Origin of the sequence: Chryseobacterium sp. MEBOG06 (genome assembly GCF_021869765.1) — a bacterium.
Taxonomy (GTDB): Bacteria; Bacteroidota; Bacteroidia; order Flavobacteriales; family Weeksellaceae; genus Chryseobacterium.
Genome location: NZ_CP084580.1, coordinates 2,564,460 through 2,586,353 on the forward strand (window position 1 = coordinate 2,564,460; position 21,894 = coordinate 2,586,353).

General features: G+C 38.4%; 19 protein-coding genes. 14 read left to right on the plus strand and 5 right to left on the minus strand.

Annotated elements, in window-relative coordinates:
- Positions 1-7: 7 nt before the first annotated feature.
- The 8 genes from cysK to LF887_RS11760 all read left to right on the plus strand — a co-directional run bounded on the left by cysK (position 8) and on the right by LF887_RS11760 (position 11,661).
- Positions 8-919 carry a cysteine synthase A gene (gene cysK / locus LF887_RS11725; RefSeq protein WP_236859373.1) on the plus strand — a complete coding sequence of 304 codons (912 nt, stop codon included), beginning with the start codon at positions 8-10 and terminating at the stop codon, positions 917-919.
- Between the two features lie 24 nt (positions 920-943).
- A complete protein-coding gene (cobA, locus tag LF887_RS11730) occupies positions 944-1,789 on the plus strand; it encodes a uroporphyrinogen-III C-methyltransferase (RefSeq protein ID WP_236859374.1) in 846 nt (281 codons plus the stop codon).
- The gene (locus LF887_RS11735; protein WP_236859502.1) at positions 1,779-3,491 is read left to right on the plus strand and encodes a sulfite reductase flavoprotein subunit alpha; all 1,713 of its coding nucleotides are present in this window, start codon (positions 1,779-1,781) and stop codon (positions 3,489-3,491) included. Before cobA ends, LF887_RS11735 begins: the two co-directional genes overlap by 11 nt.
- A gap of 43 nt (positions 3,492-3,534) precedes the next feature.
- Positions 3,535-5,208 (plus strand): assimilatory sulfite reductase (NADPH) hemoprotein subunit, encoded by a 1,674-nt coding sequence (gene cysI, locus LF887_RS11740; protein ID WP_236859375.1) that lies wholly within the window; start codon positions 3,535-3,537, stop codon positions 5,206-5,208.
- 356 nt (positions 5,209-5,564) lie between these two features.
- Entirely contained in the window at positions 5,565-8,441 is a 2,877-nt protein-coding gene (locus LF887_RS11745) for a TonB-dependent receptor (RefSeq protein ID WP_236859376.1), read from the plus strand.
- Positions 8,442-8,446: 5 nt separating this feature from the next.
- Positions 8,447-9,964 carry a TSUP family transporter gene (locus LF887_RS11750; protein ID WP_236859377.1) on the plus strand — a complete coding sequence of 506 codons (1,518 nt, stop codon included), beginning with the start codon at positions 8,447-8,449 and terminating at the stop codon, positions 9,962-9,964.
- A gap of 221 nt (positions 9,965-10,185) precedes the next feature.
- A complete protein-coding gene (locus tag LF887_RS11755) occupies positions 10,186-10,995 on the plus strand; it encodes a hypothetical protein (protein WP_236859378.1) in 810 nt (269 codons plus the stop codon).
- 54 nt (positions 10,996-11,049) lie between these two features.
- A complete protein-coding gene (locus LF887_RS11760; protein WP_236859379.1) occupies positions 11,050-11,661 on the plus strand; it encodes a hypothetical protein in 612 nt (203 codons plus the stop codon).
- 33 nt (positions 11,662-11,694) lie between these two features.
- Here the strand turns inward: LF887_RS11760 and LF887_RS11765 are convergent, their stop codons facing one another.
- Complete coding sequence (locus tag LF887_RS11765; protein WP_236859380.1) at positions 11,695-12,603, minus strand: helix-turn-helix domain-containing protein; 909 nt, start codon at positions 12,601-12,603, stop codon at positions 11,695-11,697.
- 149 nt (positions 12,604-12,752) lie between these two features.
- Positions 12,753-13,688, minus strand: a complete 936-nt coding sequence (locus tag LF887_RS11770) for an NAD-dependent epimerase/dehydratase family protein (RefSeq protein WP_236859503.1) — start codon at positions 13,686-13,688, stop codon at positions 12,753-12,755.
- Between the two features lie 410 nt (positions 13,689-14,098).
- Here LF887_RS11770 and LF887_RS11775 point away from each other — a divergent pair, with 410 nt between their 5' ends.
- Positions 14,099-14,569: an NUDIX hydrolase gene (locus LF887_RS11775; protein WP_236859381.1), complete on the plus strand. Its 471-nt coding sequence runs from the start codon at positions 14,099-14,101 to the stop codon at positions 14,567-14,569.
- Between the two features lie 109 nt (positions 14,570-14,678).
- Here the strand turns inward: LF887_RS11775 and LF887_RS11780 are convergent, their stop codons facing one another.
- Complete coding sequence (locus LF887_RS11780) at positions 14,679-15,170, minus strand: hypothetical protein (RefSeq protein WP_236859382.1); 492 nt, start codon at positions 15,168-15,170, stop codon at positions 14,679-14,681.
- A 158-nt stretch (positions 15,171-15,328) separates the two neighbouring features.
- On the opposite strand from LF887_RS11780, the gene LF887_RS11785 reads away from it, so the two are divergent.
- A complete protein-coding gene (locus LF887_RS11785; RefSeq protein ID WP_236859383.1) occupies positions 15,329-15,832 on the plus strand; it encodes a GNAT family N-acetyltransferase in 504 nt (167 codons plus the stop codon).
- A 69-nt stretch (positions 15,833-15,901) separates the two neighbouring features.
- Here the strand turns inward: LF887_RS11785 and LF887_RS11790 are convergent, their stop codons facing one another.
- Entirely contained in the window at positions 15,902-17,170 is a 1,269-nt protein-coding gene (locus LF887_RS11790) for a M24 family metallopeptidase (protein WP_236859384.1), read from the minus strand.
- A 148-nt stretch (positions 17,171-17,318) separates the two neighbouring features.
- Between LF887_RS11790 and LF887_RS11795 the strand changes: the two genes are divergently transcribed.
- Entirely contained in the window at positions 17,319-18,194 is an 876-nt protein-coding gene (locus LF887_RS11795; protein WP_236859385.1) for a helix-turn-helix domain-containing protein, read from the plus strand.
- An 18-nt stretch (positions 18,195-18,212) separates the two neighbouring features.
- On the opposite strand, the gene LF887_RS11800 is transcribed toward LF887_RS11795, so the two are convergent.
- Positions 18,213-18,602, minus strand: coding sequence for a Fur family transcriptional regulator (locus LF887_RS11800; protein ID WP_236859386.1), 390 nt, complete (start codon positions 18,600-18,602; stop codon positions 18,213-18,215).
- An 89-nt stretch (positions 18,603-18,691) separates the two neighbouring features.
- Between LF887_RS11800 and LF887_RS11805 the strand changes: the two genes are divergently transcribed.
- The 3 genes from LF887_RS11805 (at position 18,692) to LF887_RS11815 (ending at position 21,714) form a co-directional block, all read left to right on the plus strand.
- Positions 18,692-19,030 carry a MerC domain-containing protein gene (locus LF887_RS11805; protein WP_236859387.1) on the plus strand — a complete coding sequence of 113 codons (339 nt, stop codon included), beginning with the start codon at positions 18,692-18,694 and terminating at the stop codon, positions 19,028-19,030.
- Between the two features lie 12 nt (positions 19,031-19,042).
- Entirely contained in the window at positions 19,043-20,242 is a 1,200-nt protein-coding gene (locus LF887_RS11810) for a GTP-binding protein (protein WP_236859388.1), read from the plus strand.
- A gap of 77 nt (positions 20,243-20,319) precedes the next feature.
- Complete coding sequence (locus LF887_RS11815; RefSeq protein WP_236859389.1) at positions 20,320-21,714, plus strand: alkaline phosphatase; 1,395 nt, start codon at positions 20,320-20,322, stop codon at positions 21,712-21,714.
- Positions 21,715-21,894 lie beyond the last annotated feature (180 nt).

Consider the following 21,894-nt stretch of genomic DNA (forward strand, 5'->3'; position numbering starts at 1 on the left):
CATTGATATGAAATTTCAGAACGCATTAGAAACGATAGGGAATACACCCGTCGTAAGAATTAACCATCTTTTCAATACAGATCATGAAATCTGGATTAAACTTGAAAAAAGCAATCCGGGAGGAAGCATCAAAGACAGGATTGCATTAGCAATGATTGAAGATGCCGAAGCCAAAGGATTATTGAACAAAAACACCACAATCATAGAACCTACCAGTGGAAATACAGGAATTGGATTGGCATTGGTAGCTGCAGTGAAAGGTTATAAACTTATTCTGGTAATGCCTGAAAGTATGAGTATAGAGCGCCGTAAGATTATGGAAGCTTATGGGGCAGAATTTGTACTTACCCCAAGAGAAAAAGGGATGAAAGGAGCTATTGAAAAGGCCAATGAACTGGCAGCAGAAACTCCCAATTCATGGATACCAAGACAGTTTGATAATCCTGCCAATGTAAAAGCACACACAGAAACAACAGCTCAGGAGATTTTAAAAGATTTTCCTGACGGGTTAGACTATATCATTACAGGAGTAGGGACCGGAGGACATATCACCGGAATAGCAAAAGTAGTAAAGGAAAAATATCCCAACGTAAAAGTAATTGCTGTAGAGCCGGAGCTGTCTCCCGTATTAAGCGGAGGAAGTCCCGCACCACATCCTTTACAGGGACTGGGAGCCGGATTTGTACCTTCTATTCTGGACATTACCCTTTTGGACGGAGTGATCACAGTAGGAAAGGACGAAGCGTATGAATACACCCTTAATGCTGCAAAAAAAGAAGGTCTTTTTGTAGGAGTTTCTACAGGAGCCGCTTTAGCAGCCATAGCAAAGCATTTACCTCAAATACAGTCTAACGCTAAAATTCTCACCATCAACTACGATACCGGAGAAAGGTATCTGTCTGTAGAAGGACTCTTCTAAATCCTTAACTAACACTGACTTTCAATGAAAACAATTATAAAATCACCAAAGGTTTACCTTATCGGTGCAGGGCCCGGCAACCCTGAACTGATCACTGTAAAAGCAGTTAAAGCCATCGCAGAAGCAGACATCATTTTATGCGACCGCCTTGTAAGTCCGGAGATTCTGGAAGCTTACGTCAATCCAAACGCTAAAGTCATCTATGTGGGCAAAGAATGCAGCAAAAGTGCATCTACTCCTCAATCTCATATCAATACTTTAATGGTGGAGTATGCCCGTCAGAATAAAACGATTGCTAGGCTTAAAGGGGGCGATGTTTCCATATTTTCCAATATTCTGGATGAATTGCAGGCTTTAAAAGAAAATCATATTCCTTACGAAATCATCCCCGGAATTACAGCCGCCCTCGGGGCAGCAGCTTATGCAGGGATGCCTTTAACAGCAAGAGGATATTCAACATCGGTGCGTTTCTTAACGTATTATAAATCTGATATTCTGAATGAAGACTATTGGAAAGAACTTGCCGGAACCAATGATACCCTTGTTTTCTATATGTCAAAAGGAAATCTTACCAGCCTGGTTGAGAAATTCCTGCAACTAGAGATTTCCGGTGATAAAAAAATTGCCATTGTGGAACAGGCTACAACACCTTATCAGAAAGTCTATACCTCTTCATTTGAAACTTTCAATGCTGCTTTTGGACATAAAACCTTTGCATCACCTTCATTGGTCATCGTGGGCACAATCGTTACTCTGCATGAGGAGTTTTCATGGCTTGAAAATACAGAAAAAGAAGGTCTTTATTTTAAATCAGTGGAGAACGGAAGTTTAGTCCCTAAAAATCAAAATTTCTTTGAATATGCTGTCTGAAAATAAACTAAACGTATTAAAAAAAATCTCCAGAGATTTTTCCAGAGATGAAGCCATCTGGGCCAGCGGATATCTGGCAGGCCTTGCGGGAGGAACTTTATTAACGGCTACATTGCCCCCTACGCATACCAATACTCTTATTCAAAGTGTTGTAAAGAAAATAACTCTGGCCTATGGCACAGAAACCGGGAACAGTAAAAAGCTGGCAACTGTATTGGCAGGAATTATTAAGAAAAAAGGAATTCAGGTTAAATTAGCTGACCTTTCACAATATAAACCTAAAGATCTGGGTAAAGAAGAGTTCTTTTTTGTGATTATAAGCACACAGGGAGAAGGAGAACCACCGGCTCTTGCCAGGAAATTCTATAATTATATTCATGAAAATGAAATTGACCTCAGCAATCTCAAATTTGGAGTTCTGGCATTGGGAGACAGTAGCTATCCTCAATTCTGTAAAACCGGAGAAGAAGTAGATGATCGTTTTGAAATAATAGGCGCACAGCGTATTATTCCCCTGAAAAAATGTGATATAGATTATGAACAGGAAGCTGCACAATGGATAGAACATGTATTTGAAGCGGTAAATAAAAGAACTGATAACCGTACACAAAAAAGTTCAGCTCCAAAAGTTTCTACAGGAAGAAAAAGATACAAAGGAAAGGTTTCTTCGATCATTAATCTGAACGACATTACCTCTGAAAAAGAAACCTATCACATTGAAATAGAAACGGATGAAGCTATTGTTTATCAGCCTGGTGCAGCTTTAGGAATCGTTCCATTCAATTCAAAAGCGACCGTTGACGAAATTATGACCCTGACAGGAGTTGATCCTAAAAAGAAAATTGAAACGGCAAAAATAACTGATAGCGTAGAGGGGCTTTTACAAAAGCATCTTAATATCAGCTATTTACTTAAATCCGTGGTTGCTCAATATGCAAAGATCACAGGCCATTCCATTCCGGAAGTGCGTTTAAGCCTTCTTGATCTCCTGAGGATTTATCCTGTAAAAAATGCTGGAGAATTTGAAGAAGTTATTCAGGTATTAACAGGCCAGGCACCCCGCCTTTACTCAATATCTTCCTCTTTGGAAGCTCATGGTGAGAATGAAATTCACATCACGGTGGCCAAATCAGAATTTTTTATCGATCATCAAAAAAATAATGGTCTTTGCAGTGGCTTTTTAAGCGAATTCAACGCAGGAGAAGAGATGGAATTCTATATTCAGGAGGCCGGGCATTTCAAACTGCCTGAACCGGATAAAGATATCATTATGATTGGTCCGGGAACAGGGATTGCGCCGTTCAGATCATTCCTTTGGGAGCGGGATGCTGCTGGAGCGGAAGGAAGAAACTGGCTATTCTTCGGAGACCGGAATTTTGTATCAGACTTTCTTTATCAGGCTGAGCTTCAGGATTTCCTTAAAACAGGAAGCCTGACCCATTTAGACCTTGCTTTTTCAAGAGATGCAGCCGATAAAATATATGTGCAGCACAAGCTGGAACAGAAAGGGCAGGAAGTTTTTCACTGGCTTGAAGGAGGAGCTTCTCTTTATGTATGTGGAGCAAAAGAACCGATGAGCCTTGATGTAGAGCAAACTCTCCTGACTATTATTCAAAATGAAGGAAAACGCAGTCAAGAAGAAGCTCTTCATTATCTTGAAGAACTGGAGCTTAGTGGCAGATATGCAAAAGATGTTTATTAATCGGGAACAGAAGTACTTGTAAAAAATTAAAAGAAAACAGTTTATGAATAGTAAAGATAATCTTTCACCGGTAGAAAGGATCAAAACCGGCAGTAACGGGCTCAGAGGAACTTTAAAGGAAAGTTTGCTGGATGACGTTACAGGAGCGATCAGAGAGGATGATCAGACCTTGATTAAGTTTCACGGAATGTACCAGCAGGACGATAGAGACAGAAGAGAAGAACGCGTTTCAAAAAAACTGGAATGGCTGTATTCCTATATGATCCGGCTAAGGCTTCCGGGTGGGTTTTTAACTCCGGAACAATGGATAGGATTGAATGAAACCGCCGAAGATCATTCTACGGGAACAATAAAAATTACAACAAGACAGACCATTCAGCTGCATGGTATTTTAAAATCGAAATTAAAACCGACCATTCAGAGTTTTAATCTGAAACATTTAGATTCTATTGCAGCCTGTGGAGATGTGAACAGAAATGTAACCTGTACCGCAAACCCCTCAGAATCCCCGTTGCATCAGGAAGCGTACGAACTGGCAGGAAAGATCAGTGAAATGTGTCTTCCAAAAACTCAATCCTACTATGATATCTGGATTGATGATGAATTGATTGTAGACCGAAAAGCAGAAGAAGACCCTCTGTATGAAGACCGGTATCTTCCCCGAAAGCTTAAAATAGGAATTGCAGTTCCTCCTAATAATGATGTGGATGTCTTCATCAATGATATCGCACTGATTGCTATTATTGAGAACAATACAATCGTAGGTTACAATATTGCAGCTGGCGGAGGATTGGGAGCTACCCACGGAAATGAAGCCACCTATGCGCGTCTTGCCTCCATAATCGGATTTGTGGATACAGAAGAAAAAGTACTGAAAGCCGTTTACGAGATCATCACCGTACAAAGAGACTTTGGAAACAGAAGCGACAGGAAATTGTCAAGATTAAAGTATACGATTGACAGGCTTGGAATAGATCAGTACAGAGCCGAAGTTGAGAAACGAACAGGATTCAGTTTTGAGCCTGCCAGAGAATTTAAATTTGAACAACGAAAAGACCGCTACGGATGGACCCGGAATCATGAAGGAAAATGGTTTTATACATTGTTTGTAGAACATGGCCGAGTTCTTAACACTGAGGAATATCCTCTCAAAGCAGGATTATTAAAGATTGCTCAGACCGGGAATGCAAATTTCCGTTTTACATGTAATCAAAACCTTATTCTGGCGGATATTCATGAAGAAGATAAAGCCGAAATTGAAAATATTTTACAAGAGTACGGAATTTCGGGCTATACAGACAGAGCCAGTGCTTTGCGTAAAAACTCTGTGGCCTGTGTTGCATTAAATACCTGTTCATTGGCTTTAGCTGAAGCACAAAGGTATTTGCCCTCTTTGGTGACCAAAATAGAACCTATCCTTGAAAAACATGGTCTTTTACAAGATGATATCACGATCCGTATGACAGGTTGTCCTAATGGCTGCGGAAGATCTCCTAATGCTGAAATTGGATTTGTGGGAACAGCATATGGCAGGTATAATCTCCATATCGGAGGCGACCGTCTGGGAATGCGCCTTAATACAAAGTTTAAAGAAAATATAGACGAAGACGAGATTCTTACAACGCTGGATGAACTTTTCGGAATTTATATCCAGAAAAGGCTTACAGAAGAAACATTTGGTGATTTTTCATACCGTTACTTACAAAATTTAAATTGAAAATATGGCTGACTTTCATTATGATCTGAAAAAAAATAAAAAAACTCAACCTCTTCTTTTTAGTAGACGAATGTGTATGTGTTGTTAATTCTCAACTAACAATACAATCAAAGCTGTTTCAACTTTTTGACCCCATCAAGGAAAGTGAATACCAGATATACACTGTAATAATAACAGTAATTATTTTCACGGTTTAAACCACCCCGTCAAATCCTTGATTTGCCACCCCTCCAAAGGTGGAAAATTCTAAACCCTTCAATGGTAACATCACTCGTAATGAAGATTTTCATTATCGAAAAACTGTCATGGTAAAAAAGTTCAGACAGCTTCATTCTCAACCTAAAAATGAAGAAAAAATGAAAAACAAAAAACAGGGAAATCTTCTGCCTAAAGCAGGTATTATAGCATTTACATTTCTATTTTTTAATCTGGCCGAAGCTCAGCAGCAGCTTATCGAATTAAGCGGGAGCATCAAAAGCACAGGAACACACAAAGGACTGGATTCTGTAAAAGTAAAGATAGAAAATACAGAAGATACAGCATTCACAGATCAGCTGGGAACCTTTAAGATACGAGCAAGAGTTACCATACCATTCCGTCTTGTCATTAATAAAGACGGATTTGCAAGCCAGACTCTTGAAGTTCTTTCTCCCTCCAATAAAATAACCATCGGGCTTAATCCTCAGAATACCATTATTGATGCTGTTGTGATTTCAGCATCCAGAGTTCCTGAAAAAATACTGCGCTCTCCGATAGCGATTGAAAAAATTGATATCAGAACAATCAGGGAAAGTCCCGCATCTTCTTTCTATGAAACATTGGAAAATGTAAAAGGACTACAGCTTTTGACCTCCAGTCTCACATTGAAAATCCCTAACTCAAGAGGATTCAACTCTCCTAATAATTTCCGATTTATGCAGCTGGTGGATGGCGTAGACGTACAATCCGCTACATTGGGAGTGCCGCTGGGAAATGCCATAGGACCTACAGAACTGGACATCCAGTCGATGGAAGTTACTCCCGGAGCAGCTTCTGCATTGTACGGAATGAATGCCATTAACGGATTGGCCAGCCTTCAAACCAAAGACCCTTTTACTTCCGAAGGAATCAGTGTTTATTTCCGGGGTGGAGTCAATCATGTAGACAATGCTAACCATAAAATAAGCTCTTTGGGTGAAAGTGCAATACGGTTTGCAAAAGTGGTCAATAAAAATTTTGCTGTAAAGGTAAATGCATCCTACTTCAGCGGAATAGACTGGATATCCAACAACCTCACAGATCAGAATCCAAATTCATTGATTACAGCTAATCCTAATTTCTCATTAGTTAACAATCCCGCTGAAGATCTATGGAATAAGTACGGTGACGAAAGGAATAACAGGGTTTCTGTAAAAGTGGATTACAATGGGAAACCAACCACATTTAATGTTTCCAGGACAGGATATCTGGAAAAAGACCTTGTAAGTCCGGAAGTGAAAAACATTAAGTTTGATGCAGGATTATATTACCGTTTTGGAGATCAATGGAAAGCTTCCTATGTATACCGCTACGGATTGCTGGACGGAACTTTCCAGAGAGGTAACAAAATCCGGCTGCAAAATGCCACCGTTCAAAACCACAAAGTAGAACTTACGGGCAAAGAACTTACTTTCAGAGCCTATGTATCTGTTGAAAATACAGGAGATTCTTATAATCTTAAACCTTTGGCGGACAATCTGGATCTTACCAATCTTTCGAATAATAATTGGAAAAATATATTTCAGACAACGCTCCAGAATACTATAAATTCTGGAGTAAACCTTAATGATGCTTTTATTCTGGCCCGTAAAGAAGCCGATAAGAATAGAGTAGTCCCCGGAACAGCCGCCTTTGAGCAGCTTAAAAATACCATTATCGGAATTAATAACTGGGATTCTGCCAACGCCGGAATTGCAGGAGCTCCGGCAACGGGAGGCGCTAAACTCGAACAGAAATCTCGATTTTATCAGGGAGAACTCACCTATGATCTTACAAGGTTTGTAAAAATATTTAATCTCCTTGCAGGGGTAGATTACCGGTTGTACAGTATAACTCCGGACGGAAACAATTTTGTTGATTTTAACAGACCTGTGAATGAAAGAAATATTCCTTTATCTGATGGTACTTTCGGGAAAGATGTTACTTATCAGAAATACGGAGCTTTTGCACAGATTACCAAAGTTTTCTTTGATGAAAAATTAAAACTGAATGCCGCTTTACGTATCGACAGGAACCCTGAATTTGAAGCCAAACTAAATCCGAGAATAAGTATTGTGTATTCGCCTGTCAATCAACATAATTTCAGAGCTTCTTTCCAGAACGGATACCGTTTCCCGTCACTGTTTGAAGCGCTTTCTTTTGTGAATAACGGAAACGTAAGAAGAGTGGGAGGCCTTTCAAAAGTGAACGAGGGACTTGGTTATCTGGAAAATTCCTATACTCTTTCCTCCATAGACAGGTTCACGTCTGCTGTGAATAGCGATGTGGATGGAGGAAAGAGCCAAACTCAGGCAGCACAGGATAATAAACAGCTTTTAACAGTTGCCGGTCTTCAGAAATTAAGGCCCGAAAAGATCACCTCTTTTGAAGTGGGATACAAATCTGTTTTCTTTAATAGCAAACTCGCTCTGGATTGGGATTTCTATTACAATATTTATGATGGATTTCTCGGTCAGGTAGAAGTTGCAGTACCTAAAAACAGTCAGGTAGGAAGTAATACAGCTGTCTTAGCCATGCTTGACAGAAGTAAGCAGGAGAGGTACAGAGTCTATACCAACAGCAATACCACCTACAAAAGCTATGGTACTTCTTTGGGAGTGCGGTACAATATAACAGGAAATTATAATGTTAATACCAATGTTTCCTATAATGCGCTTGCTTCCAATAACTCATCCGATCTGTTTATTACCGCTTTCAATACTCCGAAGTGGATGGTTAATATAAGTTTGGGAAATAGAGAAATCTTCAAGAATATAGGTTTCACCGTCGTTGCAAGGTGGCAGAACAGCTTTATGTGGGAGAGCCCTCTGGCTTCAGGAGAAATCCCCGCTTATTATACCCTTGATGCACAGGCTACCTGGAAACTTCCGGACATTCATGCAAATGCGAAAATAGGAGCAACCAATCTGCTGAACCGACGATACTTTCAGTATGCTGCAGGTCCGGAAATCGGAGGACTGTATTATCTCGCTTTTACTTACGATATAAAACTATAATTAAGATGAATAACTCCTTATATCCCATATTCTTAAAGCTTGAAACTTTGTCCTTACTCATTGTTGGAGGCGGTAAAGTCGCTCTTGAAAAATTAGATTCTGTACTTGGCAATTCACCGGACACGGTCATAAAACTTGTAGCAAAGGAAATTATTCCGGAGATCAGGGCTCTGCAAAGTCAGTTTCCCAATATAAAACTGCATGAAAGAGCTTATAACGACACAGATTTTGATACTGTTGATCTCGCAGTTATTGCTGTAAATGACATTGTATTGGCCGGACAAATCCGTGATTGTGCCCATCAGAAGAGTGTATTGGTTAATATTGCAGATAAGCCTGATCTGTGTGATTTCTATTTAGGTTCAATCGTAAAAAAAGGCAATCTTAAAATCGCTATTTCAACCAACGGAAAATCCCCGACGATAGCCAAAAGATTAAGGGAAACATTCACTGAAATTATTCCGGATGAAATGGATCATATATTGGACAATATGCAGAATATCCGGAATCAGCTAAAAGGGGACTTCAATTATAAAGTAAAAGAACTCAACAAAATAACAACTCAATATCTGTCTGACGGAAAAATTCCTCCTGCCCAATCAGAAATGGAAATTGAAAAACTGATCAGCATTACCAAAACAGCCCAGAGAAAAGCCAATATTTATCTGGCTATCATTGGTATTTTGCTTTTGTTTGGAATATTAGGACTGGTGGTCTACCACTTCAATCTTTCCGGGGATATTCAGTATTTTCTAAATAAAGACGGACATATTTTTTACTGGATGCTGTTTGCAGGTTTTATGGCAGAAATTGTGGCCGGATCTATGGGAATGGGCTATGGCGTAATCTGTACAACCATACTTTTATTACTGAACGTTCCGCCTCCGGTTGTAAGTGCAAGCATTCATTCTGCAGAATCTTTTACTACGGCGGCCGGGAGTTTCAGCCACTATAAACTGGGAAATGTCAACAAAAAAATGGTTTGGGTATTGTTTCCCCTGGCAATCGTAGGTTCTGTTATCGGAGCATTAACATTGTCTCATTATGGTGAGGAGTATGCCCATATTGTAAAGCCTGTTATTGCCTGCTATACCTTATACCTTGGAATCAATATTTTAAGAAATGCTTTTAAAAGCAAAAAATCAAACCCCGTTAAAACCAAACGAAGAACGAATCTCAGATTATTAGGATTGGCAGGTGGTTTTATAGATTCCTTTGCAGGAGGAGGATGGGGCCCGTTAGTTACCGGAACCTTGATTAAAGAAGGAAGAATTCCCCGTTATGTAGTAGGAAGTTCAACGGTAGCTAAGTTCCTGCTGACCATTACAAGTGCTGTTACCTTCATTTTTACAATTGGGATTCACCACTGGAATATTGTTTTAGGCCTATTACTGGGAGGCGTTTTTACAGCACCTTTCTCAGCGATGCTTACCTCAAAACTTCCCACCAAAAAGATGTTTATAGTAGTTGGGATAGTAGTGATCATCATGAGTCTTATTTCTATCATCAAATCTTTCATGTAAAACTTCAGGCATGTATGGATTGAAAAGCTCTCTAAAAGGGAGCTTTTTTAGTTAAGAACACTTGAAATATAAATTCAAATAATCAATCTTAGGCATTACTCAGTTTTTTTAACCCCTAATTTCTTTTCAAACGGAAAAAATACCTGAAATCAGCTAATTAAATTCCCTTTCTATTCAATAGCTTTGTAAAAAACAATCATTCAATAATAAAGAAGTAGAAAATGATGAAAAAGAAATTATTTTTAACTCTGTTATCCTTCTCAGGATATATTTTTTTATCAGCACAGGAAGCCGATAATTCTTTACAAGGTTATTATAAGGCAAGTAATGATACAACGCTTTACAGTAGTTTTAATTTTGACGGAAATGGAAAAGTCTTAATATCTGATATGGACTATGGAGATTATTTTACCAGGAATGACAGCCTGATTGTTTATCCTGATAAAAGTATATTCGTCTTCAAAATTAAAAAAGGAAAATTAACCGGAATTTCAAACTGGGTAGAGAAAGGGGTTTGGGTTCCTAAAAAAGACAGTTCAGAAATCAATAACAGACGTAATCCGGCAGATGCTAAAAAGAAAGCTCAGCTTTTGGCCGAGTATTATGATAAGACCAAGAGCTCCTCCGGATCAGATCTTGATTTTGAAGCATTATTTTCGGGGAAAACCTCCGGAGTGAATGAAGATCTGTGCAATAAAGGTTTAGCAAAAGCTTGTATGAATCTCTTTGGATTAAAAATGATGCAGTACACTCCCGGTCTTCTAACTGATCCCGTAAAAATTCCTTCCAAAAAGATAAAGCCTCACCCGGAATTAATTGCACTATCCAAGAAAATTATAGATCTCGGAGAACCGGAAGGATATACGGTATTAGGAAGTTATTATTTCACATTGGGATTAAGGGAAAAAGCTTTTAAAACCTGGGAAGAAGGAGAAAAAAACGGAAGTTTAAAATCCGGTACTACAAAAGCTTTAATCGAATTTCAGGAAGAATTACAGAAAGAAGTTGATCAAGAAAAAAATACTAAGTGATCCTGTAAAACTAGTTTCACAATAAATATTCTATTATATACAGCGCTTTACAATATGTACTTCAACAAAATATACTTTTCATTACTCTCTCTTGCGATGGTTGCGAGCTGCAAGCCGGAAAAAAAGACTATTAGAGAAACCAAGTCCCATGATACCATTCAAACTCCTGCAAATAGGGTAAAAGACCATGACAGTGCTGTAACAGCTATAAAATTACCCGTTATTGATACCACAGCAGTACTGCTTGCGTTTAAGAAAGCATCAAAAACAGATTTTTTCGGTAAAGAATTGGGCTTCAGTTATGATGATGACCTTTCCGGTTCTATTTTTGATTCAGAGCGGCCCATTCTTATAGGCGATCTGAATGGCGATCATTTGGAGGATGCCATTATGCCTTTCACTATAGAAGGACGTGATGGCGGTAATAACTGGGACGCACATTATGCCATTTTTATCAATAAGAACGGTGAACTCCGTTATAAGTATTCTTTCAACAGAGGTGGTGATCTGGCAGAAACGCAGACCTTTTTTAAAAGTATACAAAATGGAGTAGTGCACGGAATGCAGGAACCTGGATTTCATTTTTCTGATGGAGAAAGCAGCCCTGTCCGTTTTGTTTACAAAAATAACAGACTTTCTGAGGTTACTTCTTCAAAAACCAGATAATGCATATACCTGTTACTTAGCACAGGAGCATTTTCAATTGAACGTCTGCCTGAATTCCAGGGGTGAAATCGCGGTTCGGTTTTTAAATAAACGGTGAAAAGATTGAGGATGCTCAAATCCTAAATGATAGGCAATTTCTGAAACAGACATTCCTGTAGTAGACAACAACTCTTTTGCTTTCTCTATCAATCTGTTCTGTATATGCTGTTGGGTGGTCTGTCCTGTATGAACCCTTAGCATATCACTCAGATAATTGGGGCTGATATTCATTTCTGAGGCAATGAACTGTACTGTGGGAATCCCGTCAATCGTTAATCTTTCGCTTTTAAAATAATCATCCAGTATATTTTCAAGCTGGGTCAAAAGATCATGATTCACTTTTTTTCTGGTTAAAAACTGGCGGTTATAAAAACGGTCACAGTACTTTAGCAGCAAATCGATATTGGAAATTAACAGATCCTGAGTGAAAACATCCATATTATTTTCCGTTTCCCTGCGGATATTATCAATGATGTCTGTGACGGACTGTTCTTCTCTATCAGACAGATGCAAAGCCTCATTGGCAGCATATGAAAAGTAGCAGTATTCTTTGATCGCAGAAGCCAAAGGATATCCCTGTAAAAAATCAGGATGTACAACCAGTACACTTCCTTTCACTTCAGAAAGCAGGATATCTTCAAACTGTACCACCTGATTAGGTGCAATAAAATACATGATCCCATCATCAAAATCATAATAATGCTGGCCATATTTGAATTTCCCTGCACAGTCACTCTTAATAGCCACAACATAAAAATCTGTGGTTACCGCAGTTAGAAGGGTTTTAGGATCAACAGAAACCTCATTAAAATCAAAAACACTGATTAAGGGATTGGAAGGTCTTTTCAACTTTAAGTAAAGATGCAATGCTGTAATGGAGGGTACTCTTTCCGGTGTTTTCATTTGTTTTTATTATATCCGTTTCTATTTAATTATCATTTTATTCTGCTTAGAATCACTTCCGGCAAGAAAAATTCTTACTTTTTCGCTTAAGTGGTTAAACATTTTTGTAGCTAAAAGAAATCAAATTCTAAATTACAATTTTCAAAGCATTATTTTTCCTTTTGCTGTTCTTTTTTGATCTGCTCAATTCCCTGTCTGTAAGCAGTCACCTGAAATTCAGGAAATCTCTTTCTGAACTTTGAATCATCAAAAACATTGTCATACTCATATCTTGGAAGAAGCTCCAGCAGTTCTTTTGCATTTTTATTAAAGAGAGATCCAATTTTAAAAACAAATTTCGGAATGACAGAATAATTGAGCTTTTTTCCGTAAATCTGAGATGCCAACGCAATAAATTCTTTATAATTCAGCTTGTGATCATCCACAGGAAGATGCCAGGTCTGTCCGAAAGCATCAGGAGTATTTCCTATCAGAGCAGTGGCCCGGCTGGCATCCGGAGTCCAGATCAGGCTTCGTAATTTGTTGTCTCTCAAAGGTACTTTCAGTTTTTTATCCTCTTTAATAGCATTGAAAACAAGGCTGTTCGTAATACTTTGAGTTTTGCCCGGACCATAAAATTCCGGAGCTCTGCAGATGACAGCTTCTATGGCTCCTGCCCCCATTTCTTTCAGAAGCATATCGGTCATTTTTTTTCTTACCATCCCTTTTCTTCCTACAGGGGCAAATTCCGTTTGCTCGGTGAGGACCATACTGTTTTGAGGATACATATAAGTATTATCAAAATACACCAGTTTTGTTCCATTGATCTTACAGGCATCAATTACATTTCTCATGATCAGAAGGAATTGTTTTTCCCATAATTCAGTATCCATGGGAAGACCTAGGGTGAAATAGGCAATCTCACTGCCTTTTACAGCTTCTATTGCTTTTTCCCTGTTCGAAAGGTCTGCTGAAAATACAGTGTCGGTATCATTTACTTTTCCAGGCTTTCTGCTGACAATTCTGATGTCTGAAGTATAATTTCTTTTCAGTTCTCTTGCCAGTTCTTCACCTATTTGTCCGTTAGCGCCTAATATAGTTTGCATCATTTTTTATTTTGAGGGTTATTCATTCAATTGGAAATAAGCAGGATAATTTCAGTGCCTCTCTATTTCTGATACAAAATTCGGGCATAATCAGCAAAAGAATGTATCCCAATCTATGGAAGTTGTAACATAATCTCTGCCAATCCTTAATCAGTGTCCGGCAACTATTAAGATTCTTTAAATATCACCACAAATGATACAAAGGCTATTTTAAAAGCTTAAAGGCTCTCGAAAGAATATAATTACAAGGTTGTAAAGGCTTATTTGTTTTATTTTTCAGTGTAATGATCAATTTTAAATAAAATAGCTCAATTTTTTATGCTTTTTGTATTTAAATAAAACCAATTAATAATCAATTGTCAATCCATCCTGTTTATTTTTCATAACTTTAATCATCAATCTTTAAGTCGATGAAAACAAGCTCCGGCATTTTACTCTTTAAAAAAGAAAAAGAAGGTTTATATTACTTTCTGGTCCATCCGGGAGGTCCGTTCTGGAAAAATAAAGACTTAGGAGCGTGGTCCATTCCTAAAGGTGAGATAATGCCTGATGAGGACCTTCTGGAGCGTGCATTGATTGAATTTACGGAAGAAACCGGAAAATCTGTTACCGGAGAATTTATAGAATTACATCCTGTCATTCAAAAAGGAGGAAAAACGGTATATGCATGGGCACTGGAAGGAGATATGGATACTTCAGGACTTTACAGCAATACTTTATTGATAGAATGGCCACCCAGATCAGGTAAAAAACTTGAAATACCGGAAGTGGACCAATGGAAGTGGTTTGTTTCAGAAGAGGCGAAACAACGGATTAATGCAGCACAGATCAGATTAATAGAAGAATTGGAAGAGATCGTGAAAGCTAACGATCACCAGTAGTCTATTTTATAAAAGTACAATTAATTATGACAAGCTGCGAGTACAATACTATGATCCCTTTACCAGAGTATGATAAAGGGATTACAATAATATTTCGGTAAACTGGAATTTATTTTTTGATTCCAATTGCTTTAAGTGCGCTGGATGTCAGGTAAATATCATCAAAAACAGCAAGCGATTCTACGTCATTAAATCCTAAAGGAAACAGATCATTTTTATTGAAAGACAATTCTATAGAAGGATCATATGAAGCTATAATCCTTACTTTGGAATATCCGTTATAATCTACTTTAAAACCTTCAAACATACAATTCTGCTCTGCTTTCTGATACCCTGCATACTCTTCAAACCCTGCAATATCAGTCCTTTTACCATCATTATGGTCAAGGGCCTTCCATGATGTATAATTTTTGGGTTCTTTAAGAATATTTCCATCCTGGTCTACAGGAACAAACATTCCGAGAGCCAGGCGTTTCTTTAAGAAATTGGCATAATTATTCATCAAATTTAAAATTTGAAGATCGGCATATCCTTCATGTGAATAATATTCAATTACAAAGGTCGTCATCGGGATCAGCTTATGAGAAGCGTCAGTCGGCATAATTAGTCTTTTCTTTTATCGGACGATAAAAATAGTATTTTTATTTACTTTTCCCAACGGAAAGGAATGAATAGAGCGGTATTTATACCCATTCTGAATAACAATAACGGCGAAGAATCCCTTTATTTTTCAGTATTTTTGAGGGTAAGAAAGGAATAATGATAACGAATACGACTTTACACGACACAGAAGAAATTTTTGACTTATACAAAATGGCTTCTGATTATAAGAAAAAAATATCCGGTGTACAATGGCCGGAATTTGATCGGAATATGATTGAAACTGAAATCAAAGAAAACCGTCACTGGAAAATTATTATAGACGGCCATATTGCCTGTATCTGGAGTATTACACTAGAGGATGAGCAGGTTTGGGAAGAACGTAATGCCGACCCTTCCGTTTATATTCACAGAATTGCTACCAATCCTAATTTCAGGGGACAGAAGTTCGTAGAACAAATTGCGGAATGGACCAAAAAGTATGCATTGGAAAATAATAAATTATACGTAAGAATGGATACCACAGCAGGAAACCAAAGGCTTACCGACTATTACATAAAATGTGGGTTTTCTCATCTGGGGGCTAAAAAGATACTCAATACCCAGGGGCGTCCTGCCCATTATCATAATGCAACTATGGAGCTTTTTCAAATGAAAGTTTAAAAAAGTTTGAATCATGAAAATATTTTTTCAAGCTTCCCAGTTATACAGGAAGCTTGAAAAAACTGCAGTTTAATACTGCGCCCTCATAAGATGGGTTGAGTTTTTATTAAGCTCAATTCCTTCATTTTCCCCTACGATTACCGTTCCTCCAAGGTTAACCAAATGTCTGTCAAAAGCACAGTTGGGCTCAAATGCAAAGCACATTCCGGCTTGCAGCACTAAATCTCTGCCGGGATTTGGTAATCTTCCTGCATTACCATATCGCATGGCTTGCGGCAGCACTTCAATACCCGGAGCTGTTCCAAATCCAATGGGGCCATAAGGATTGATACTGTGAATTAAAGGATGTACATGCCAGCCTCCTGATTCTAAAAGCGGTTTTTCCATGGTATCAACCACTTCCCCAAATGTAACTCCGGCTTTCAAAGCGCCAAGACCTTCTTCATAGCATTCACGGGCAACAGCTGCTGCACGTTCCAGATCCGGATGGATATCTCCAACTGCTACTGCTGCCTGATGCTGGGTTTCGTACATTCCGTACAACGCAAATATTTCAGACAAAACAATATCTCCTTCCTGAATAATTCTTGGCGCCTGAGAGCGGTATTGCCAGGCAGGAGGTCCCCATCCAATATATTCAGGACCTGACCCCAATAATATTTCAGCGGTAAACCCTCCCTTTGCAATACAGGTAGAAGTGATGGCCGCAGCTACTTCAGCTTCGCTTATTCCGGGTTTAACGGTTGCCTGCATGGCATCACTCATCGCCTCACCAATGTGCGCTGCATATCTTATCAAAGCCAGCTCTTCCTCACTTTTTGAAGCCGTAAGCTTGAAGAAATCATGATAAACTGCTGTTATTTCAGCCTTAGGAAAAGCTTCAATGATTCCTTTCCATGTGCGGTGAGGCAGTGCGCCGTCAAAATAAAATGGGGGATAAGGCTCCAATCCTATAATCCCTATTTTCGGATGATCGGAAAGACCTATTGCCTTCAGCATTGCTCCGATATTTGAACCCGTCTTGCCTACATAAATTTGCTCAGGTTCAATCCATTGCTGGTCTCCGCGTAAAGATGCCTGCATATGATCAGCAATCATCATAGATGCAAAAGTAATGATGACAGGCTTCTTATCCTTATGGAAAATGACAACAGAGCCAAGTCTGTCATTCGTAAAATAATGGTCGATACAAAATGGCGCAGGAGCAGCAGATTCTCTGTCTCCATAAATAATAAGAGTGTCCAGCTGATTTCTTTCCATGATTGTTTGTGCTATTTTCCAACGGCGGTCGCGCTCCGCCAATGATAAAGGTAATGGAATGGTCATTGATGTTTTCATAACTCAATTTTTAATTTGTTTATAAGATTGAGTACAAAGTAAAAGCTTCCTGTGCCGTAGAATATTATCCGAAAAGAAGAATAAATGTGCAATAGGTTTGTTTTATTAAAATATAAATCATTCCTTTATCTGGCACATATTTCATGAAATGGAAAAAACAGGTGGTATAGAAAACTATGATATATCCTTTGTATCTGAGAAGATAGGATTAAAGGATGTAGAAGGAATTGCAGTGAACAAAACAGAGGATGCAGTCAGAAAAGGACTGACAAATTATCCTCATTCCGTAAAAGGGTTTATCTGTGCTGTATGCATCAAAGGCAGGGCAGAGCTGAGAATCAATTTTCAAAAAAGGGAGCTTACTCAGGGGACTCTTATGGTTGTATTGCCAGGATCGATGATGGAACCCATCGAAGTATCAGAAGATTTACATATAGATACTGTTTTTTTCTCCCAGGACCTGGTTTCCGGAGATTCTTTTTCGAATAATTTTATTCTTTTTCAGGAAATTCGCCAGATGCCCTGTATTTTGTTAAATGACGATTGTTTTGAAATTTTCAGAAAGCACCATCTCAATATTTCAATGCACTATTACAGGGATCAGTCCAGAAGTAAGAAAGACATTCTTCAGTATCTTTTATTAGCTCTTCTCTCTGAGATCAAAGATCTGTACAATGATACTACGGAGCAGAACAACCCATACACAAGAGGAAAAGAATTAACCTATGTTTTTTTTGACTTACTGTATCAATATCATAAAGAAGAAAGAAGTGTGCTTTTTTATGCTGATAAGATGAATCTTACAAGCAAATACCTAACGACTATAATCCGCAAACAAACAGGAAAATCTATTCTTAGCTGGATCAATGAAGCGGTCATTGCCCAGGCAAAATCCTTATTGAAAACAACCAATTTATCCGTCATGGAGATTACCGATATATTACATTTTACCGAATCGTCGCTCTTTTGCAGATTCTTTAAAAGACATACAGATATGACTCCATCTGTATACAGACACAGTTAATATAAATAATATACATGGCTATTTTACAGCACATTTACCACAGATTCCGCTGATGATAAAATTATATTCTTGAGGAAGAAAGGCATCAGGTAAGCTAATGTCCGGAATGGCATTTTCAATACACGTCACAGAATGACATTCTTTGCAGTTAAAATGAACATGGTTGTGAAAATGTTTTTCTGTAGTACATTTTCCACTGCATTTTGCAAAATTAACCACTCCGTCCACATTGACTATTTTGTGGATAGCTCCTTCGTTTTCAAGTCTTTCCAGAACTCTGTAAATCGTAACCCTGTTGCACAGATCCCCTAATTTCTTCTGGATATCAGAATGGGTAAGCGCTACATCAGAGTCATTAATAAGATTAAGAATCTCTGTCTTCGACTGGGTATTTCGTATTTGTTTCATTTTTTAATGCAACAGAGTTGCTTTATTTAAAAATTAATATCTACTTTTGCAACAAAGTTACGATAAGAAATTTAAATCTTCTATACCTCATGAAATCAAAAATACTTGACACCATAGGAATATCAGCAGCTGTACTCTGTCTTATTCACTGCATTATTTTTCCTTTATTAATGATCATTCCTTTAGGTATATCACACAATCCTTACATTGATCTGGCATTCCTGCTTATAGGAGCTGTTGTGGTCTTCAGAATCACGAGATCTATGGCCAACCGATGGCTAAAGCTTTTATTCTGGCTTTCCATTGCCTTTATTTCAATATCGGTAATGGCGGATCTGATATTTGAAGTCCATATTCCTCTCATCTATGTAGGAGCAGCAGGATTGATCTCCGGGCACATCATCAATTTTAAAAATCATAAACACTAATTATTTACAGATATGACTAAACTTCCTGTAACCGTACTGAGCGGTTTTCTCGGAGCCGGAAAAACCACTTTACTGAACCATATTCTTCATAATAAAGAAGGATTAAAAGTAGCAGTGATCGTTAATGACATGAGTGAAATCAACATTGATGCCCGTCTGGTAGAAAACCAGAATACACTTTCCAGAACAGAAGAAAAGCTCGTAGAAATGAGCAATGGGTGCATCTGCTGTACCCTCCGGGAAGATCTGATGGTAGAAGTAGAACGCCTGGCGATGGAAAACCGCTTCGACTATCTGCTTATTGAAAGTACGGGGATCAGTGAACCCGTTCCGGTGGCTCAAACCTTTACCTACATCGATGAAGACAGTGGTATAGACCTATCCCGGTTCAGCTATGTAGATACTATGGTAACTGTAGTGGATTGCTTTAATTTCATGAAAGATTTTGGCTCGGGTGAGCTTCTTACTGACCGTGATCTTACCGATATGGAAGGAGATAACAGAACCATCGTGAACCTTTTGACCGATCAGATAGAATTTGCCAATGTGATTATTTTAAATAAAACAGATCTTGTGGATTCGGAAACATTGAGTTTTTTAAAAGCAGCAATACAGAAATTAAGCCCTGAGGCTAAAATTATCCATTCTGAATTCAGTCAGATTGATGTAAAAGAAATCATCAATACAAGACTTTTTGATTTTGATAAAGCCCAGTCCTCTGCAGGATGGCAAAAAGAGTTAGAGGCGGGGCATCACACCCCTGAAACAGAAGAATATGGTATCAGTTCAATGATATTCAGAGATAAAAGACCATTTCACCCTATGAGACTGTGGGGATATCTTAATGATACGTATCCTGAAGGGGCACTCAGGGCCAAAGGTTTATTCTGGCTTGCTTCGCGGCCGGATGATGCGCTTAATTTTTCTCAGGCAGGAGGCTCATTCCGTTTAGAAAAGGCTGGAGTCTGGTGGTGCAGTATGCCTATGAGCCAGAGGGCGCATTATGCTTCGTTTATAGAAAATCAGGATTTCATTGAAGGCAGATGGGATAAAGACTGGGGAGACAGAGTCAATGAACTTGTCTTTATAGGACAGAATCTGGATAAGGATCAGATGCTTGAAGACCTTCAGAAATGCCTTATTACTCCTGAGGAAAAAGCATTTGTAAACAGGAAAGATTTTTTTCAGGATCCTTTCCCTAAAGAAATTTAAAATTAACGATTTATTAATGCAACAAAGTTTCGATAAAAGGATAAATGAAATAACTTGCAGTCATATTTTTTAAGAAAATGGATAGAAGAAAATTTCTAAAGGGTTCAGCATTACTTTCCGGTGTTCTTACTTTATCACCATTTGAACTTTTCAATGCTAAAGATAAGATTAGTCATAACACTATTGGGAAGGCAAAAAATATCATATTTATGGTCAGTGACGGGATGAGTCTCGGTACACTTTCTATGGCAGACCTTTATTCAAGAAATATTTGGGGAAAAGAGAGCAACTGGATGAGTCTTTATCATGAGAAGAAGGTTTCCCGTGCATTGATGGATACTGCCTCCGCAAGTTCTATTGTAACAGATTCTGCAGCAGCAAGTTCTGCTTTCGGAGGTGGAATAAGGGTAAAAAACGGGGTACTGAATATAGGCGCTAACGGAGAAAGACATCTGCCCATCTGGCAAAAATTCAAAAAAGCGGGTAAAAAAACAGGCTGTGTTACCACAGTTACCATTACTCATGCAACGCCGGCAGGTTTTTGTGTTAATTCCGCACAGAGAAATGCTGAGCCAGAGATTGCAGAAATGTATGCTGATCTTGAAATTGATGTTCTGATGGGTGGTGGTGACGAGTTTTTTAATCCTGAAAAAAGAGAAGATAAAAAAGATCTGTACGCTGTATACCGGAAAAAAGGATATCAAATCCTTAAAAACCGGGCTGATCTTAAAAGCATAAACCAAAAGGGAAAAACCCTGGGAATATTCAATACCGGAGCTTTACCATACAGTATAGACAGAGCCAGTCTTTCAGAATATAAAGAAACACCTACACTGGCAGATATGGCTAAAACAGCAATTGACCAGATGAAAGACCATCCAAACGGTTTTGTTCTTCAGATAGAAGGCGGAAAAGTAGACTGGTCTGCCCATGCCAATGATGTGGCTGCTCTTATCCATGATCAGCTTGCCTTTGATGAAGCAGTAAAAGCAGCAGTAGATTTTGCCGAAAAAGACGGAAATACATTGGTAATCATCACTACAGATCACGGAAATGCAAATCCCGGAACGATCTATGGAAATGATGCGACCAAAAACTTCAACAGTATCTCGGATTATAAATACACGAATGAATATCTTCTCAACAAAATTCACAAAGAGTATTCTGAAAAAGATATCAAAGACTGGCTCTATGAAGGAAATAAAATTGTACTGAATGATGATGAAGCCCAACATCTCCGCAGTTTCTATAACGGGCTTGAAAAGGAAGATGGTCTCTATAATTATAAAAAACTGCCTTTCAAGCTATACTCTGAGATTCAGAAAAAACATAATTCTGTAGGATGGATCAGTATGGATCATTCCGGGGACTATGTGGAAGTAGCCGCTTATGGCCCCGGCAGTGAACTTTTGATGCCTTTTGTTAAAAATACAGATCTGCATTATTTAATGCTGAAAGCTTCACATATATAAGACAACATATTTTTTACACACAGTATACATTTTTTAACAGATTTGAGAAACAGAGCGGATAACTTTCGCTCTGTTTTGTTTTGAGAGAGCGTTTCAAAGGAGTATTTATTATCATAGCTTAGGTATTTTTACTTATCTCACTTTAAGTAGAAGTACTATTGTGTTTTTTAAAAAACAGAG